This window comes from Vibrio ordalii ATCC 33509 (genome assembly GCA_000257205.1).
Lineage (GTDB): Bacteria > Pseudomonadota > Gammaproteobacteria > Enterobacterales > Vibrionaceae > Vibrio > Vibrio ordalii.
Genome location: AEZC01000015.1, coordinates 13,130 through 29,012, shown reverse-complemented (window position 1 = coordinate 29,012; position 15,883 = coordinate 13,130). Strand labels below are relative to the sequence as shown.

General features: G+C 44.6%; 14 protein-coding genes. 10 read left to right on the top strand and 4 right to left on the bottom strand.

Going from position 1 to position 15,883, the window contains the following annotated elements; translation table 11 throughout:
* Positions 1 to 139 precede the first annotated feature (139 nt).
* Both ligA and zipA read right to left on the bottom strand, forming a co-directional pair.
* Entirely contained in the window at positions 140 to 2,155 is a 2,016-nt protein-coding gene (gene ligA / locus VOR_RS0101250; protein ID WP_029626790.1) for an NAD-dependent DNA ligase LigA, read from the bottom strand.
* 68 nt (positions 2,156 to 2,223) lie between these two features.
* Positions 2,224 to 3,048 (bottom strand): cell division protein ZipA, encoded by an 825-nt coding sequence (zipA, locus tag VOR_RS0101245; protein ID WP_010317365.1) that lies wholly within the window; start codon positions 3,046 to 3,048, stop codon positions 2,224 to 2,226.
* A gap of 230 nt (positions 3,049 to 3,278) precedes the next feature.
* On the opposite strand from zipA, the gene cysZ reads away from it, so the two are divergent.
* From cysZ to crr, 5 genes are all read left to right on the top strand, one after another.
* Entirely contained in the window at positions 3,279 to 4,031 is a 753-nt protein-coding gene (cysZ, locus tag VOR_RS0101240; RefSeq protein ID WP_029626789.1) for a sulfate transporter CysZ, read from the top strand.
* 157 nt (positions 4,032 to 4,188) lie between these two features.
* A complete protein-coding gene (cysK, locus tag VOR_RS0101235; protein WP_010317362.1) occupies positions 4,189 to 5,157 on the top strand; it encodes a cysteine synthase A in 969 nt (322 codons plus the stop codon).
* Between the two features lie 297 nt (positions 5,158 to 5,454).
* The gene (locus VOR_RS0101230; protein ID WP_010317360.1) at positions 5,455 to 5,712 is read left to right on the top strand and encodes an HPr family phosphocarrier protein; all 258 of its coding nucleotides are present in this window, start codon (positions 5,455 to 5,457) and stop codon (positions 5,710 to 5,712) included.
* A 138-nt stretch (positions 5,713 to 5,850) separates the two neighbouring features.
* A complete protein-coding gene (gene ptsI / locus VOR_RS0101225) occupies positions 5,851 to 7,575 on the top strand; it encodes a phosphoenolpyruvate-protein phosphotransferase PtsI (RefSeq protein ID WP_010317359.1) in 1,725 nt (574 codons plus the stop codon).
* Positions 7,576 to 7,681: 106 nt separating this feature from the next.
* Positions 7,682 to 8,191: a PTS glucose transporter subunit IIA gene (gene crr / locus VOR_RS0101220; RefSeq protein WP_010317358.1), complete on the top strand. Its 510-nt coding sequence runs from the start codon at positions 7,682 to 7,684 to the stop codon at positions 8,189 to 8,191.
* Positions 8,192 to 8,268: 77 nt separating this feature from the next.
* On the opposite strand, the gene VOR_RS0101215 is transcribed toward crr, so the two are convergent.
* Positions 8,269 to 9,420 (bottom strand): 2-octaprenyl-3-methyl-6-methoxy-1,4-benzoquinol hydroxylase, encoded by a 1,152-nt coding sequence (locus VOR_RS0101215; protein WP_010317357.1) that lies wholly within the window; start codon positions 9,418 to 9,420, stop codon positions 8,269 to 8,271.
* Between the two features lie 257 nt (positions 9,421 to 9,677).
* Here VOR_RS0101215 and miaB point away from each other — a divergent pair, with 257 nt between their 5' ends.
* The 5 genes from miaB to lnt all read left to right on the top strand — a co-directional run bounded on the left by miaB (position 9,678) and on the right by lnt (position 15,252).
* Positions 9,678 to 11,102: a tRNA (N6-isopentenyl adenosine(37)-C2)-methylthiotransferase MiaB gene (miaB, locus tag VOR_RS0101210; protein WP_010317356.1), complete on the top strand. Its 1,425-nt coding sequence runs from the start codon at positions 9,678 to 9,680 to the stop codon at positions 11,100 to 11,102.
* Between the two features lie 70 nt (positions 11,103 to 11,172).
* A complete protein-coding gene (locus tag VOR_RS0101205; RefSeq protein ID WP_010317355.1) occupies positions 11,173 to 12,273 on the top strand; it encodes a PhoH family protein in 1,101 nt (366 codons plus the stop codon).
* The gene (gene ybeY / locus VOR_RS0101200; protein WP_010317354.1) at positions 12,273 to 12,737 is read left to right on the top strand and encodes an rRNA maturation RNase YbeY; all 465 of its coding nucleotides are present in this window, start codon (positions 12,273 to 12,275) and stop codon (positions 12,735 to 12,737) included. Before VOR_RS0101205 ends, ybeY begins: the two co-directional genes overlap by 1 nt.
* An 85-nt stretch (positions 12,738 to 12,822) precedes the next feature.
* The gene (gene corC / locus VOR_RS0101195) at positions 12,823 to 13,698 is read left to right on the top strand and encodes a CNNM family magnesium/cobalt transport protein CorC (protein WP_010317353.1); all 876 of its coding nucleotides are present in this window, start codon (positions 12,823 to 12,825) and stop codon (positions 13,696 to 13,698) included.
* Positions 13,699 to 13,731: 33 nt separating this feature from the next.
* Entirely contained in the window at positions 13,732 to 15,252 is a 1,521-nt protein-coding gene (lnt, locus tag VOR_RS0101190; RefSeq protein ID WP_010317352.1) for an apolipoprotein N-acyltransferase, read from the top strand.
* 45 nt (positions 15,253 to 15,297) lie between these two features.
* On the opposite strand, the gene VOR_RS0101185 is transcribed toward lnt, so the two are convergent.
* A complete protein-coding gene (locus tag VOR_RS0101185) occupies positions 15,298 to 15,768 on the bottom strand; it encodes a zinc ribbon-containing protein (protein WP_010317351.1) in 471 nt (156 codons plus the stop codon).
* Positions 15,769 to 15,883 lie beyond the last annotated feature (115 nt).

Genomic DNA, 15,883 nt, shown 5'->3' with positions numbered 1-15,883 from the left:
TAACGTTCTGCTTGATTGGCATCTAAGCAAATGAAGGCTTTTTTTCTAATTACTGGACATTTTAATGTGGCGGTTTGAGATAAAAATAAAGCCTCAAAATTAATTTTGAGGCTTTATGAAGGAAGGGATGCTTAAAAAATTAGCTTTTCATTAACTCAAGCAAATCTTGTTCGCTGCGAATTTCGATCCCTAGTTCTTGCGCTTTTACTAATTTTGAACCGGCTGCTTCTCCGGCAAATAGTATATCGGTGTTTTTAGAGACGCTTCCCGTTACTTTTGCACCGAGCTCTTGTAGCGCCGCTTTCGCATCACTTCTAGAGAGTTTCGACAAGCTCCCCGTCAAAACCACCACTTTACCAAGTAAAGGGAGAATCGCATCTTGACTCGGCTTTTCGATATTAGGCCACTGGATACCGAGTTCGATCAATTCATTAATCACCCGTTGGTTTTTATCTTGCTCAAAAAAAGATGTGATATGACTCGCAACGATAACCCCAACATCTTGAACTTCAAGTAATTCTTCATGGGTCGCTTGACGAATTTTGTCTAATGACCCGAAATGGAGCGCAAGATTAGCTGCCGTCGCTTCCCCGACTTCACGTATGCCCAATGAATATAAAAAACGGGGTAACGTGGTCATTTTGGCGGCATTCAGTGCATTAACGATATTTTGTGCCGATTTTGGCCCCATTCGCTCTAACACCGTTAGCTGCCCTGCTTTTAGGCGAAAGAGATCTGCAGGCGTGCTCACCATCTCTTTATCAACAAGCTGCTCAATCACTTTTTCGCCTAAACCATCCACGTCTAACGCTTTGCGAGAGACAAAGTGCTTTAATGCTTCTTTGCGCTGAGCTTGACACACTAACCCCCCTGTACAACGGGCGACAGCTTCACCTTCAACACGCTCAATGTCAGAGTTGCACACCGGGCAGTACTGCGGGAAAACAATATCGACCACTGAATCAGAGCGCCTGTCTAACAGCACCGAAACAATCTGTGGGATAACGTCGCCTGCTCGACGAATAATAACGCTATCACCAATTTTCACGCCTAGGCGCTCAATTTCATCAGCGTTGTGTAATGTCGCATTGCTGACGGTGACTCCCCCCACAAATACAGATTCTAACTTCGCAACAGGTGTAATAGCCCCGGTACGGCCCACTTGAAATTCAACATCGTTCAGGAGCGTTATTTCTTCTTGGGCAGGAAATTTATAAGCAATCGCCCAGCGAGGTGCCCGCGCGACAAAACCGAGCTTTTGTTGCAGTTCAATATCATCAACTTTAATCACCACGCCATCAATCTCATACGCGAGTTGGGCGCGACGAGTTAAGATACTTTGGTAGTACTCTTTCACTTCATCCATTGAAGAGACTAGACGTGTTTCAGGGCACATCGGCAGCCCCCACCCTTTTAACTGCAAAAAGCGCTGATAATGACTGCTTGCTAACTCAGCGCCTTCAATCACACCAACACTGTAAGCATAAAAATTCAACGGCCTTTGAGCTGTGATTTTTGAGTCGAGCTGTCTCAAGCTCCCTGCGGCCGCATTTCTTGGGTTAACAAAGGTTTTTTCACCTTTTTTGAGTGCTTGTTGGTTCAATCGCTCAAAACCGGCTTTAGGCATGAACACTTCACCACGAACTTCTAAACGAACGGGCCACCCTTTTCCCTGTAACTTCAGTGGAATAGCACTGATCGTTCGCACGTTTTCCGTAATATTTTCACCAACCGCGCCATCCCCACGCGTGGCGGCTTGTACTAACACACCATTTTCGTAAAGCAAACTCACGGCTAAACCATCAAGCTTAGGTTCGCAGCAAAAAGCGTTAAAATGGGCACTCGGTATCCGGTCTTGCATCCGCTTGTGAAAGGCATCAAGCTCTTTCTCATCAAACACATTATCTAAAGAGAGCATTGGAATTTCATGAGTCACCTGAGCAAAACCCTCTAAAGGCTTACCTCCAACACGCAAGCTGGGTGAATCCGCTGTGACTAACTCCGGATACTGCAATTCCAACTCAAGCAGCTCACGCATCAAACGATCATACTCAGCGTCAGGAATTTCAGGGTTATCTTCTACATAATAGCGCACAGCATGATAATGGAGCGTCTCACGAAGTTGGCTTAATTTGTGTTCTATTGTTTGCATCATAATTCTCTCGGATCATGAAAAAAGGCTCCGACGAGGAGCCCTTAATGGTCGATGTTTATTCTACGCGTCTACGCGTTGCGTGCGTTTTTAAATTCTTGAATTTGGCGCCGATAGGCTGCCAATCGATCAGGCGTCATTAAATTACGCGCATCATCCAGTACATTGCCACCTAAATCATCGGCAATTTGTTGGGCAGTTTTAAGCATTAATTTGAAATTTTGATCGGGCTCGCCGTAGCAAGGCAGTGTCATGAAGAATGAGATACCGCGAGTAGTAAACTCCGCAGGATCATGATGTGCCAATGTACCGGGTTGCATCATGTTGGCAACACTAAACAGCACTTTCCCTGTACCTGACAGATCGGCATGCCGGTGGAAAATATCCATCTCACCATAAAGAAGACCGTTTTGCTGCATACTGTCAAAAAGCTTGGTGCCGACAAAGGGATCATTTCCCGCACAATGCACATTCAGCACAATCACTTGCATTTCGGCTTCTTGAACGTCGGATTTTTGATTATCGTCAGCAATGACATCATCTTGCTCACTGAGGCTTGAGGATTCGGTTTTCATCGCTATTGAGGGCACATCATCGAGTTCATCAAGCACATTTTCAGGTTCAAAGCTTGGTGAATAACCGTCAATGAGAGGGTCAACCGCTTCACTGAAATCAGGCTCTTTACGTACTTTGCGAATAATTTCGAAATCATCTTCCGGAGCAAATGAACGCTGGGCTACAGGTTGGGTATCGTCGTGGTCAACATCAATTTTACCAAGGGGCTTATCCTCAAACTTGGACTTCCCTTCTTTCTTACTGGTCCAAAGACCATGAAATAGCAGCGCCGCTATCGCTAGTGCGCCAACAATTATGAGTACGAATCGCAATTCCTGCATGTTTCACTCTCAGTTTTTCGATGCATGGTTATTCTCAGCTTTACCAGCTTGAATTGAACGTGTCACCAACGTGGGTTATATCAGCTTATTGGGGTACTTTACCAAAAGTTTGTACCGATTTAGAACAACTTAATGTGATAAGTTCAATACATGATGTGATTTTCAGCACGCTTTTCTTCTTCAGCAGGTTGAGTAGAATAGCTTTTTAGCATTGATTAACAGATATTCACATGGATAACGATATGACATTTAAGCAACGTTCAGGTTTTGGATACTTCTTTTTTGGCCTAGAGTTAGCGCTCACCCCCGGCATTCGACGCTTTGTTATTCTACCGTTACTCATCAACGTCATTCTCGTCGGCAGTGCCCTTTTTTACCTATTCAATCATCTCAATACATGGATAGAACAGTTGATTGGACAAATCCCTGATTTTTTATCTTGGCTAAGCTACGTTTTATGGCCATTGCTCGCGATCACTATCTTAGCCACCTTCTCCTATTTCTTTAGTACGCTGGCTAACTTCGTCGCTGCACCATTTAATGGGCTGCTCGCAGAAAAAGTGGAAGAAAGATTAATTGGCGCTCCAATCAACAGCGATGGCATCTGGTCTATGGTCAAAGACATCCCACGTATCCTCGCAAGAGAGTGGCGAAAATTAATCTATACCTTACCCAAAGCAATCGGTTTGTTCTTATTGCTCCTAATTCCTGCCTTAGGACAAACCTTAGGCCCTTTGCTGTGGTTCATTTTCACTGCATGGATGTTAGCCATCCAATACTGTGACTACCCATTTGACAACCACAAAGTGAGCTTTAACCAGATGAGACACAATTTGAAACAAAAACAGACCAAGGCGTATGGCTTTGGTGTTTTAGTGTCGATTTTCACCACCATACCTATTATTAACTTAATCGTCATGCCGGTTGCTGTATGCGGTGCAACAGCCATGTGGGTTGGTGAATTTAAGAACAAACTGCAGTAGTGATGGCAAGGAAATTTAATCTGCATATCCCTCTATAAGTTATAACTTTTTAATCCTTTTACGTTTTAAGGTTAACACCTATTCTGCATCTGTATCCACTCACGTGTCTTATCACACAGCCAGACACGCATAACGTGTGTAATAAAGGAATATCGCAATGAGCAAAATCTACGAAGACAACACCCTGACTATTGGTAACACTCCTCTAGTTCGCTTAAATAAGGTTAGCAAAGGCAAGGTGCTAGCGAAAATTGAAGCGCGCAACCCAAGCTTTAGCGTGAAGTGCCGTATCGGTGCCAACATGATTTGGGAAGCAGAAAAAGCTGGCACACTGAAATCTGGCATTGAACTCGTAGAACCAACCAGTGGTAATACGGGAGTTGCTCTCGCCTTTGTGGCGGCAGCGCGCGGTTATAAACTGACTCTGACAATGCCTGAATCGATGAGTTTAGAGCGCCGTAAACTGCTTAAAGCTTTAGGAGCCAACCTTGAACTCACCGAAGCGGCGAAAGGCATGAAAGGCGCAATTGCTAAAGCAGAAGAAATTGTTGCTAGCAACCCTGAAAAATACTTGTTGCTGCAGCAGTTCAATAACCCAGCCAACCCACAAATCCACGAAAAAACCACAGGGCCCGAAATCTGGGACGCAACGGATGGTGAGATTGACGTGTTCGTTGCAGGCGTCGGAACCGGTGGTACTTTAACGGGAACAAGCCGCTACATTAAGGGCCAAAAAGGCAAGGCTATCATCTCGGTTGCCGTCGAACCTGCGGAGTCGCCAGTCATTGCTCAAGCACTTGCTGGGGATGAAATTAAGCCTGCACCACACAAAATCCAAGGTATAGGAGCGGGATTTATTCCTGGCAACCTCGATTTATCCCTCATTGATCGTGTAGAAGCCGTCACATCAGAAGAAGCGATTAAAATGGCAAGACGCCTCATGGAAGAGGAAGGAATCTTGGCTGGAATTTCATCAGGCGCAGCGATTGTAGCCGCGAATAGATTAGCAGAACTACCTGAATTTGAAGGGAAAACAATTGTAGCTGTACTACCAAGCTCAGGTGAGCGTTATCTGAGCACAGCGTTATTTTCTGACCTATTTACCGAGAAAGAGAACCAACAGTAATAGGTGGTTAAATCAAATTTTCGTTTAAAAAAGCCCCATGCAGGGGCTTTTTTGTTGATCCTTGCCTCACCTTTGGTAATATCACCTCGTTTTATTTTAAGCTTCAAAATAAAGAAGTCAGAAACGTATTAACTATAATGGCGAATGACAACATAGATTGAAATCGCGATTATGAACTTTAAATCAGTATCAGCTATGACACTAAAACGGCATTACTCTGCTAGCAGAATGGTCGTTTAGCGGTTAAGCTATTCTGGTTAAGAAACTAACAAAAATAAATCAATTGGGGTATATAACATGTACGAGAAGCAAGTAGAAATCACTGCAGAAAACGGCCTTCACACTCGTCCTGCTGCGCAGTTCGTTAAAGAAGCAAAAGTATTCGACGCGGACATCACTGTGACTTCTAACGGCAAAAGCGCAAGTGCTAAGAGCCTATTCAAACTTCAAACTCTTGGCCTAGTAAAAGGTACCGTTGTGACTATTTCTGCTGAAGGTCCGCAAGCACAGCAAGCAGTAGATCACCTAGTTGCTCTCATGGACCAACTACATTAATCCGGTCCACTATTTCAAAGCCATTTTGTGAAAACAAAATGGCTTTGTTGGAAATAGTCTACATTTTGAGCTACTAATTACCGTTAGTACAATAGCCCATATTTTTCCGTTTACAGTTGACCAATTTAAGGTAACGCTATGATTTCAGGCATCCTAGCATCTCCAGGCATTGCTTTTGGTAAAGCACTGCTACTTCAAGAAGATGAAATTGTCCTAAATACTCACTCTATTTCAGATGATCAAGTAGAAGCAGAAGTTCAGTGTTTTTATGAAGCTCGTAACAAATCTTCTGCTCAGCTAGAAGTGATCAAACAAAAAGCACTTGAAACATTTGGTGAAGAAAAAGAAGCCATCTTTGAAGGCCATATCATGTTGCTTGAAGATGAAGAGCTAGAAGAAGAAATTTTAGCACTCATCAAAAATGACAAAATGCATGCAGACAACGCGATCTATACCGTTATCGAAGAGCAGGCTGCAGCTCTGGAATCTCTCGATGATGAGTATCTAAAAGAACGTGCGACAGACATCCGCGATATCGGTACGCGCTTTGTTAAAAATGCACTCGGCATTAATATCGTTTCACTGAGTGATATTAACGAACGGGTGATTCTTGTTGCTTACGATTTAACGCCTTCTGAAACTGCACAAATCAATCTTGATTACGTGCTGGGTTTTGCTTGTGATATCGGTGGCCGTACATCTCATACTTCAATCATGGCCCGCTCTCTGGAGCTTCCAGCGATTGTTGGTACTAACGACATCACTAAGAAAGTAAAGAATGGCGACATGCTTGTTCTTGATGCCATGAACAACAAAATTATCATTAATCCTTCAGAAGCACAGCTTGAAGAAGCGAAAAAAATTCGTGATGATTTTGCCGCAGAAAAAGAAGAGCTCACAAAACTAAAAGACCTACCTGCTATCACACTTGATGGTCACCAAGTTGAAGTATGCGGTAACATCGGCACAGTAAAAGACTGCGATGGTATTTTACGCAATGGTGGTGAAGGCGTCGGTTTATATCGTACTGAGTTCTTATTCATGGACCGCAGTGCGCTACCAACTGAAGATGAGCAATACCAAGCTTATAAAGAGGTTGCCGAAGCGATGAGTGGTGAAGCGGTAATTATCCGTACCATGGACATCGGTGGTGATAAAGATCTCCCGTACATGGATCTGCCAAAAGAAATGAACCCATTCTTAGGCTGGCGCGCGATTCGCATCAGCTTAGACCGTCGTGATATCTTACGTGATCAGCTTCGTGGCATTCTGCGTGCATCTGCGCATGGTAAACTGCGTATCATGTTCCCGATGATCATCTCTGTAGAAGAAATTCGTGAGCTTAAAAACGCCATTGAAGAATACAAAGCAGAACTTCGCACGGAAGGATTAGCGTTCGATGAAAATATCGAAATTGGTGTTATGGTTGAAACACCTGCGGCAGCCGCTATTGCACACCACTTAGCAAAAGAAGTGTCATTCTTCTCTATTGGTACCAATGATTTGACCCAATACACTCTTGCGGTTGACCGTGGTAACGAAATGATTTCACACCTGTATAACCCACTTTCTCCAGCAGTTTTAACCGTGATTAAGCAAGTGATTGACGCTTCACACGCTGAAGGTAAATGGACGGGTATGTGTGGCGAGTTAGCGGGTGATGAACGTGCGACGCTACTTCTACTTGGTATGGGGCTAGATGAATTCTCTATGAGTGGTATCTCTATCCCTAAAGTGAAGAAAGTGATCCGTAACTCAAACTTCGCCGAAGTTAAAGCGATGGCAGAAGAAGCACTCTCTTTCCCAACCGCAGCTGAAATCGAAGCTTGTGTGGAAAAATTCATCGCAAAGAAAACGCAATAATTCGCTAATACCAATGAGATAGACGACTAAAAATAGGTCGTCTATTGTTGGCGATTGGTATACTATAATTTGACAGAATAAAATTAAACGTTAGGAGCATGACACAATGGGTCTGTTTGATAAACTTAAGAAGCTAGTATCTGACGACAGTTCAGATGCAGGTGCGATTGAAATTATTGCCCCTCTTTCTGGTGAAATCGTCAATATCGAAGATGTGCCAGATGTTGTTTTCGCTGAGAAAATTGTTGGTGATGGTATTGCGATCAAACCATCAGGCAACAAAATGGTAGCTCCAGTTAACGGCACTATCGGTAAGATTTTCGAAACTAACCATGCGTTTTCAATCGAGTCTGATGACGGTGTTGAGTTATTCGTTCACTTTGGTATCGACACAGTTGAGCTAAAAGGCGAAGGTTTTACTCGTATCGCTCAAGAAGGCCAAGCGGTTAAAGCAGGCGATACTGTTATCGAATTCGACCTAGCGCTTCTTGAAGAGAAAGCAAAATCAACACTAACACCTGTTGTTATCTCTAACATGGACGAAATCAAAGAGCTGAACAAGCTTTCTGGCACCGTTGTTGTTGGTGAAACACCGGTTCTACGTGTAACTAAGTAATTCGTTAGACTTTTTATTACTTAAAAAAACGCTGCTGATTCGCAGCGTTTTTTTCTATAAAAACAGCTCAAATCGCACTACAAACCTAACGCGTATTTTAACAGTTTTTCCTTCACTGGGCCTGAATGTTCGGCCAACTTCAATACCGCGTTGCGTACCAACTTTGCTGGCAAAATCTCGTTGCTGAACGTTTTATAAAACAGATCCATTCCTGATTGCATCACTAAGTTATCCGGCCTTCTGCTTGTTTCATAACTCCGCAATTGCGCTTGTGTTAAAGCTTCTTGATTTTGTGTCACAGCTAATAACGCTTTTACATCTTTAAACCCTAAATTAACCCCTTGTCCAGCCAGAGGATTAATCGTGTGTGCTGAATCGCCAACCAAAACACATTGCCGTTTCGCATACGTCTGTGCATGGCGGCGAGTGAGTGGAAAAGCTCCCCACTGCAATACATGAATATCACCCAGCTCCTCAGGAAAAGAGGCCAATACTTGCTCCTTTAACTGCTGCTTGTTCATCGCACACAATTGGCGAATTCGTTTTGGTGAGTCATACCATACCAAAGAAGCTTGATTACCCGGCAAAGGAAGAAACGAGCGCGGGCCGGATGGAAAAAATTGCTGCCAAGTAATATCTTGCTGAGGTTGATGAGTTTCGACATTGATCAACATGCAATGGTGTCGATAATCCCACGCGGTAATACCAATTCCAGCCAGTTGCCGCACAAGAGAATTTGCACCATCCGCACCAATCACCCAAGTTGCAGTAAGAGTTGCGCCTGACTCTAAAAGCACGCTATTTTGTTGGCCAAACACAATGTGTTTGAGCTTATCAGGACAAAAAACCTGCAAATTCGGATAGTGCGCAAATTGCCCCCACAATCCGATCTGAATAAGACGATTTTCGACCATATACCCCAGCGGAGGGAGGCCGAGTGCATCGCTATGAAAACGAGTACGGCACTCTGGGTGCTCCCAGGTTTCTAGGCGGCGATAAGGGCAAACACGCATTTGTGCAATTTCATTCCATGCACCTAAGTCAGTAAGTAACTGAACCGAAGTTTGCGAAATGGCTGATACGCGCAGATCCATTGCTTGGTCTATTGTAAACGCTTCAGGCTCTATACCCTCAACCAGAGCAACCGTGCGACCTTGCTTAGCAAAGCCTATAGCCACTGCCGCCCCAACCATGCCACCGCCAATCACCACCACGTCAAAATTGTTCATTGTTTATACTTAATCGTCTGAGTTTTGAGTCGATTTTCATTGTACGTTTTCAGCTCTTTTTTGCGAATTTTTTTACACAAAAACCCTGCACTTTCTATGGTAAAAATCTAGATATGACGGAACATGTGAGAGATTTTATTGGATGACTAGTCAGTGACTTTTTAAAGCAGTACAATACGCGGCTTACCGCCGAGATGGCGGCTACAATTTGAGCATTAGTTCAACCAATTTAGACCAATAAGACGAGCGAAAGTGAGATGAGTAAGAAACTGCTAATTAAAACCTGGGGCTGCCAGATGAACGAATACGATTCATCAAAAATGGCCGACCTGCTTAACGCTGCAAACGGCTACGAGCTAACGGAAGAGCCAGAGGAAGCAGATGTATTATTACTTAACACCTGTTCGATCCGTGAAAAAGCACAAGAGAAAGTCTTTCATCAGCTAGGTCGCTGGAAAACATTGAAAGATAAAAAACCAGGCGTCGTGATTGGCGTTGGCGGCTGTGTTGCAACCCAAGAAGGTGATCACATTCGTGAACGCGCTCCCTTTGTTGATGTTATTTTTGGCCCGCAAACCCTACACCGCTTGCCAGAAATGATAAAACAATCGCAAACCAACGATGCGCCAGTCATGGACATTTCGTTCCCAGAGATTGAAAAATTCGACCGTTTACCAGAACCAAAAGCAGACGGCGCAACCGCATTCGTCTCTATTATGGAAGGGTGTTCAAAATACTGCACTTACTGCGTAGTACCTTACACTCGTGGTGAAGAAGTCAGTCGCCCGATGGATGATGTGTTGTATGAAATCGCGCAACTCGCAGCGCAAGGTGTGCGCGAAGTCAATCTTTTGGGGCAAAATGTTAACGCATACCGTGGCCCTATGCACGATGGTGAAATCTGTTCATTTGCCAATCTGCTGCGCTTAGTCGCCTCCATTGATGGCATTGATCGCATTCGATTCACCACCAGCCATCCACTTGAATTTACCGACGATATCATTGCCGTTTATGAAGACACACCTGAACTGGTGAGTTTCCTGCATCTTCCGGTACAAAGTGGGTCAGATCGAATCTTAACCATGATGAAGCGCCCACACACCGCGATTGAGTACAAATCGATTATTCGCAAACTGCGTAAGGCACGCCAAGAGATCCAAATCAGTTCTGATTTTATTGTCGGTTTCCCCGGTGAAACAGATAAAGACTTTCAAGATACAATGAAGCTGATTAAAGACGTTGATTTTGATATGAGCTTCAGCTTTATCTTCTCCCCTCGCCCGGGTACGCCAGCCGCTGATTACCCATGTGATTTATCAGAAGACGCCAAAAAAGAGCGTTTATATGAACTGCAACAAACGATCAACGCACAAGCGATGCGTTACTCACGTTTGATGTTAGGTACAGAACAACGCGTATTAGTCGAAGGCCCATCTAAGAAAAATCTCATGGAGCTTCGCGCCCGTACCGAAAATAACCGTGTCGTTAACTTTGAAGGCTCCGCCGATCTGATTGGCCAATTTGTCGATGTGAAAATTGTCGATGTGTTTGCCAACTCACTGCGTGGTGAACTCGTTCGCACTGAACAAGAGATGGATCTTCGCACCGTGATTTCACCAACGCAAATGATGGCGAAAACACGTCGAGAAAATGAGCTAGGGGTAGCCACTTTTACACCTTAGGTTTAAGCATAATGTCATACGGTGCCCGGTCGTAATCGGGCATCGTACCATGGCAAACTGAGAGGCAACATTGAGCAATAAAATTGTTACGCTAGAGATAGATCTAGAACCTTCAGACAACCGCCGTCTTGCTAGCCTGTGCGGTCCATTCGATGACAACATCAAACAATTAGAACGCCGTCTTGGTGTCGAAATTAATCACCTCAGCCAGTTTTTCACCATAGTCGGTAAACCACACACTGCCGCTGCTGCGTTAGATATTATCAAATCTTTGTACGTCAATACTTCGCCCATACGTGGTCAAATTCCCGATATCGAACCAGAGCAAATTCATCTAGCCATCAAAGATTCAGGGATCCTTGAGCAGCCGTCTGAATCAAGTATTCAACATGGCAAAGAAGTCTTCATTAAAACCAAGAAAGGGCTGATAAAGCCGCGTACGCCTAACCAAGCTCAGTATCTCGTTAACATGGTGACGCACGACATCAGCTTTGGTATCGGCCCAGCAGGGACAGGTAAAACCTACCTAGCCGTTGCCGCTGCAGTTGATGCGCTAGAGCGCCAAGAAGTTCGTCGAATTTTGTTAACACGTCCGGCGGTTGAAGCAGGTGAAAAATTGGGCTTTCTACCCGGTGATTTAAGCCAAAAAGTCGACCCATACCTACGACCGCTTTATGACGCGTTGTTTGAAATGCTTGGCTTTGAGCGAGTAGAAAAGCTCATTGAACGCAATGTGATTGAAGTTGCGCCACTCGCCTACATGCGCGGACGTACGCTCAACGATGCTTTTATTATTTTAGATGAAAGTCAAAACACTACCGTTGAACAAATGAAAATGTTCCTGACACGGATTGGGTTTAATTCAAGAGCCGTAATTACGGGTGATGTGACACAAATCGATTTGCCGCGTGGCGCTCGTTCAGGTCTTCGCCATGCCATTGAAGTACTCAATGAAGTTGATGAAATCAGCTTCAACTTCTTTTTGTCTGATGATGTCGTACGTCATCCAGTGGTTGCTCGTATCGTCAACGCTTACGAAAAATGGGAAGCTCAGGACCAAAAAGAGCGTAAAGCTCAAGAGCAACGTCGTCGTGAAGAGCGAGAAGTAAAGTCTGTGGATGTTTCTACTGAAGTGAATACAGTAACCGCAACAAAAAACGTTGGTGAATAATGAGTATCGAACTAGATTTACAATTAGCGGTCAGAAATGAGCAAGGGTTACCTACTTTTGATGAGTTCAGCCATTGGTTAACTCACGCGGTGACCCCATTTCAGGAACAAGCGGAAGTCACTGTGCGAATTGTTGATTCCGAAGAGAGTCAACAGCTCAATCGCGATTACCGAGGAAAAGATAAGCCGACCAACGTGCTATCCTTCCCTTTTGAGATGCCTCCGGGCATAGAGTTGGACCTGCTCGGTGACCTTGTCATTTGCCGCCAAGTGGTGGAACAAGAAGCCGATGAGCAACAAAAACCGTTGATGGCACACTGGGCTCATATGGTTGTACACGGCAGTCTACATCTGCTAGGTTATGATCATATCGATGATGATGAAGCCGAAGAGATGGAATCTCTTGAAACTGAAATTCTGCAAAAAATGGGCTTTGAAGACCCGTATATTGCTGAGAAGGAATAGCTCCAGACAATGAAGCTAGTACCGCTAAAGTCGGTACGATACGTGTGCTATCACACATCTGATAGCGAGGAAAATTAGAGAAACAATGAACGAAGATAACCCCCAGAATTCTGAAGGTCCGAGTAGAAAGTCCTTCTTTGAACGCCTAGGCCAATTATTTCAAGGTGATCCGAGAGATCGCCAAGAGCTTGTGGATGTGATCCGCGACTCTGAAATCAATGACCTTATCGACCATGACACACGAGATATGCTTGAAGGTGTAATGGAGATTTCTGAGATGCGCGTGCGTGATATTATGATCCCACGCTCACAAATGGTCACTATCGATAAAAATGATGACTTGGATACCTTAATTGCGCTGATCACCGATGCTCAGCACTCACGTTACCCAGTGATCAGTGAAGATAAAGACCATGTAGAAGGCATTCTACTAGCGAAGGACTTACTCAAATATTTAGGCTCAGACAGTGCACCTTTTAACATTTTAGAAGTGATCCGCCCGGCAGTCGTGGTACCAGAAAGTAAACGGGTTGATCGCTTATTGAAGGAGTTCCGAGAGGAGCGTTACCACATGGCGATCGTCGTGGATGAATTCGGTGGCGTGTCTGGCTTAGTGACCATTGAAGATATTTTGGAAGAGATCGTTGGCGACATTGAAGACGAGTTCGATGATGAAGAACAATTGGATATCCGTAAGCTCAGCAAACATACTTTTGCAGTTAAAGCGCTGACCACCATCGAAGAGTTTAACGAAACCTTTGGTACTAAGTTCAGCGATGAAGAAGTAGATACTGTAGGGGGATTGGTGATGACGGCCTTTGGCCACCTGCCAAGCCGTGGCGAAGTTGTAGAGATCGACAAATACAGCTTTAAAGTCACCGCAGCAGATAACCGCCGAGTGGTTCAACTGCAAGTCACTATTCCTGATCTTGAATCACTTCCAGTGATAGCAGAAGAGTAACATAACCCCATTCACATCAGCAGAATGAGATAGATGATTAAAGCATTTTTTCATCGCCTAATGCGGCCGCTTGCGGCCGCTTTTGTTGGCGCATTAACCCCACTCGCTTTTGCTCCTTATCAGTTTTGGCCGCTGGCCATACTCACCCCCCTGTTGCTATTGTTGCTCATTCATCAGCAACAAGCTAAAAAAGCAGCATGGATCGGTTACTGCTGGGGCTTAGGTTTTTTTGCTTTTGGCATCAGTTGGGTGCACGTCAGTATTGATACCTTTGGTGGTATGCCCAAAATTGCCAGCCTGTTCCTGATGTCATTACTGGTCGGTTATTTAGCCCTTTATACTGGGCTTTTCGCTGGCTTACTCAACCGTTTTTTCCGTCATGACACCATCAGCCATTTTTTATTAGCCACCCCTGCGCTTTGGCTAATTACCGATTGGCTTCGAGGTTGGGTGATGACCGGCTTTCCTTGGTTATGGCTTGGTTATAGTCAAATTGATAGCCCGCTTGCCAGTTTCGCACCACTGGGAGGCGTTGAGCTAGTCACCTTCTTCACGCTCCTCTGTTCTAGCGCTCTGGCCATGGCGTGGCTCAAGCGCTCTTGGATACTCGTGATCATTCCTCTGACCATATTGGCGACGGGGTTTGGACTACGCAATTTCGATTGGGTCACTCCCGATCCCAGCACACAAACTCGCGTCGCACTGATTCAAGGTAATATTAAGCAAGCGGAAAAATGGCTTCCCAATCAGCGCTGGCCAACCATCATGACCTACACCGATCTCAGTCGAGAAAACTGGGACGCAGATATTATCGTATGGCCAGAGGCAGCGATTCCCGCATTTGAATTCGAGATCCCTTCCTATTTGAGTAACTTAGATTCTGCGGCAAAAATGAACGACAGTGCGATTGTCACAGGCGTGCTCAACCAAAGCCCTGAGCGATCTTTTTACAACAGCATTCTGGTACTTGGCACCAACCCTTATGGCGACTATCGTTATGACTCTGACGCTCGCTACCATAAGCATCATTTATTGCCATTTGGTGAGTTTGTGCCATTTGAAGATTGGCTCAGGCCCATCGCACCCTTTTTCAACTTGCCGATGTCTTCATTTAGCCGTGGGGACTATATTCAACCGAATCTGATTGCCAAGGGTAGACACCTAGCCGCGGCACTGTGCTATGAAATTATCTTCAATGAACAAGTCAGAGCGAATGTTACTGATGAAACTGATTTTATCTTAACCCTCTCTAACGATGCGTGGTTTGGGCATTCAAATGGCCCATTGCAACATATGGAGATCGCTCGGATGAGAGCTTTAGAGCTAGGTAAACCGCTCATTCGTTCAACCAATAATGGCGTGACCGCGGTGACTGATCACAAAGGTAAAATAACGCAGCAGATCCCGCAATTCGAAACGGCCGTATTGAAAGCGACCATCACGTCGACCAAAGGAGAGACGCCGTATCACGCTGTCGGCACTTGGCCGCTCTACATCTGGGTGTTGCTCAGTTTAATCGTCGGATGGACCAGACGTCACTCAGATTACTCTTAAACTCAAAAAGGCGCATTTCAGCGCCTTTTTTCCTACCAGCAACACTTAAGGTTTTAATGGCTGACGAGCAAAAGCCGTTTGTCCACATTGAATACAAGGCATAACTTCAGTTGGATGATTATACTGGGTTTTATGCCCGCAATGGTCACACACTAACATCCCAAGGCCTATCATCTCCCCCGCTTGATATAAACCTTGTCGTTCTAAATCTTGAAACAACTCCACCCATTCCACTTTCGTTTTATCGGTGATTTCAAAAAGCCCCTGCCAAATTGAATTGGTAATCATCAATGAAAATGGGCTGCTTTTACTCTCTTCAAAACTATCCGCGAACTCTTTAAGATCCGCTTTTACATAGGCAGAAATAAGCGCCAATTCATCTTTGGTGAGATCGTTAGCAGCATCTACAAATTTACCTGACGTTTGCAAAACTTGGGACATTTCATCAGGACTATGTTTGAGCGTTTCAATCACGTCATCCACAATCTCTTCGTAACTCGTTTTACGTTTTGGCATCACCCACCTCCATCAAACCAGATTGGCTATTGTTGTGTACCCCTGCTTTAGGTATTCTATGTCGATCTATTAGACTCTGTTCTAACCGAACTCACAAATTCCAAGATAACCGGAT

Bases quoted from the DNA above. Each gene is read 5' to 3' on its own strand.
- crr (WP_010317358.1), top strand. From the start codon at position 7,682: ATGGGTCTGTTTGATAAACTTAAGAAGCTAGTATCTGACGACAGTTCA.
- cysZ (WP_029626789.1), top strand. From the start codon at position 3,279: ATGGATAACGATATGACATTTAAGCAACGTTCAGGTTTTGGATACTTC.
- lnt (WP_010317352.1), top strand. From the start codon at position 13,732: ATGATTAAAGCATTTTTTCATCGCCTAATGCGGCCGCTTGCGGCCGCT.
- cysK (WP_010317362.1), top strand. From the start codon at position 4,189: ATGAGCAAAATCTACGAAGACAACACCCTGACTATTGGTAACACTCCT.
- corC (WP_010317353.1), top strand. From the start codon at position 12,823: ATGAACGAAGATAACCCCCAGAATTCTGAAGGTCCGAGTAGAAAGTCC.
- ligA (WP_029626790.1), bottom strand. From the start codon at position 2,155: ATGATGCAAACAATAGAACACAAATTAAGCCAACTTCGTGAGACGCTC.
- ptsI (WP_010317359.1), top strand. From the start codon at position 5,851: ATGATTTCAGGCATCCTAGCATCTCCAGGCATTGCTTTTGGTAAAGCA.
- VOR_RS0101230 (WP_010317360.1), top strand. From the start codon at position 5,455: ATGTACGAGAAGCAAGTAGAAATCACTGCAGAAAACGGCCTTCACACT.
- zipA (WP_010317365.1), bottom strand. From the start codon at position 3,048: ATGCAGGAATTGCGATTCGTACTCATAATTGTTGGCGCACTAGCGATA.
- VOR_RS0101185 (WP_010317351.1), bottom strand. From the start codon at position 15,768: ATGCCAAAACGTAAAACGAGTTACGAAGAGATTGTGGATGACGTGATT.
- ybeY (WP_010317354.1), top strand. From the start codon at position 12,273: ATGAGTATCGAACTAGATTTACAATTAGCGGTCAGAAATGAGCAAGGG.
- VOR_RS0101215 (WP_010317357.1), bottom strand. From the start codon at position 9,420: ATGAACAATTTTGACGTGGTGGTGATTGGCGGTGGCATGGTTGGGGCG.
- miaB (WP_010317356.1), top strand. From the start codon at position 9,678: ATGAGTAAGAAACTGCTAATTAAAACCTGGGGCTGCCAGATGAACGAA.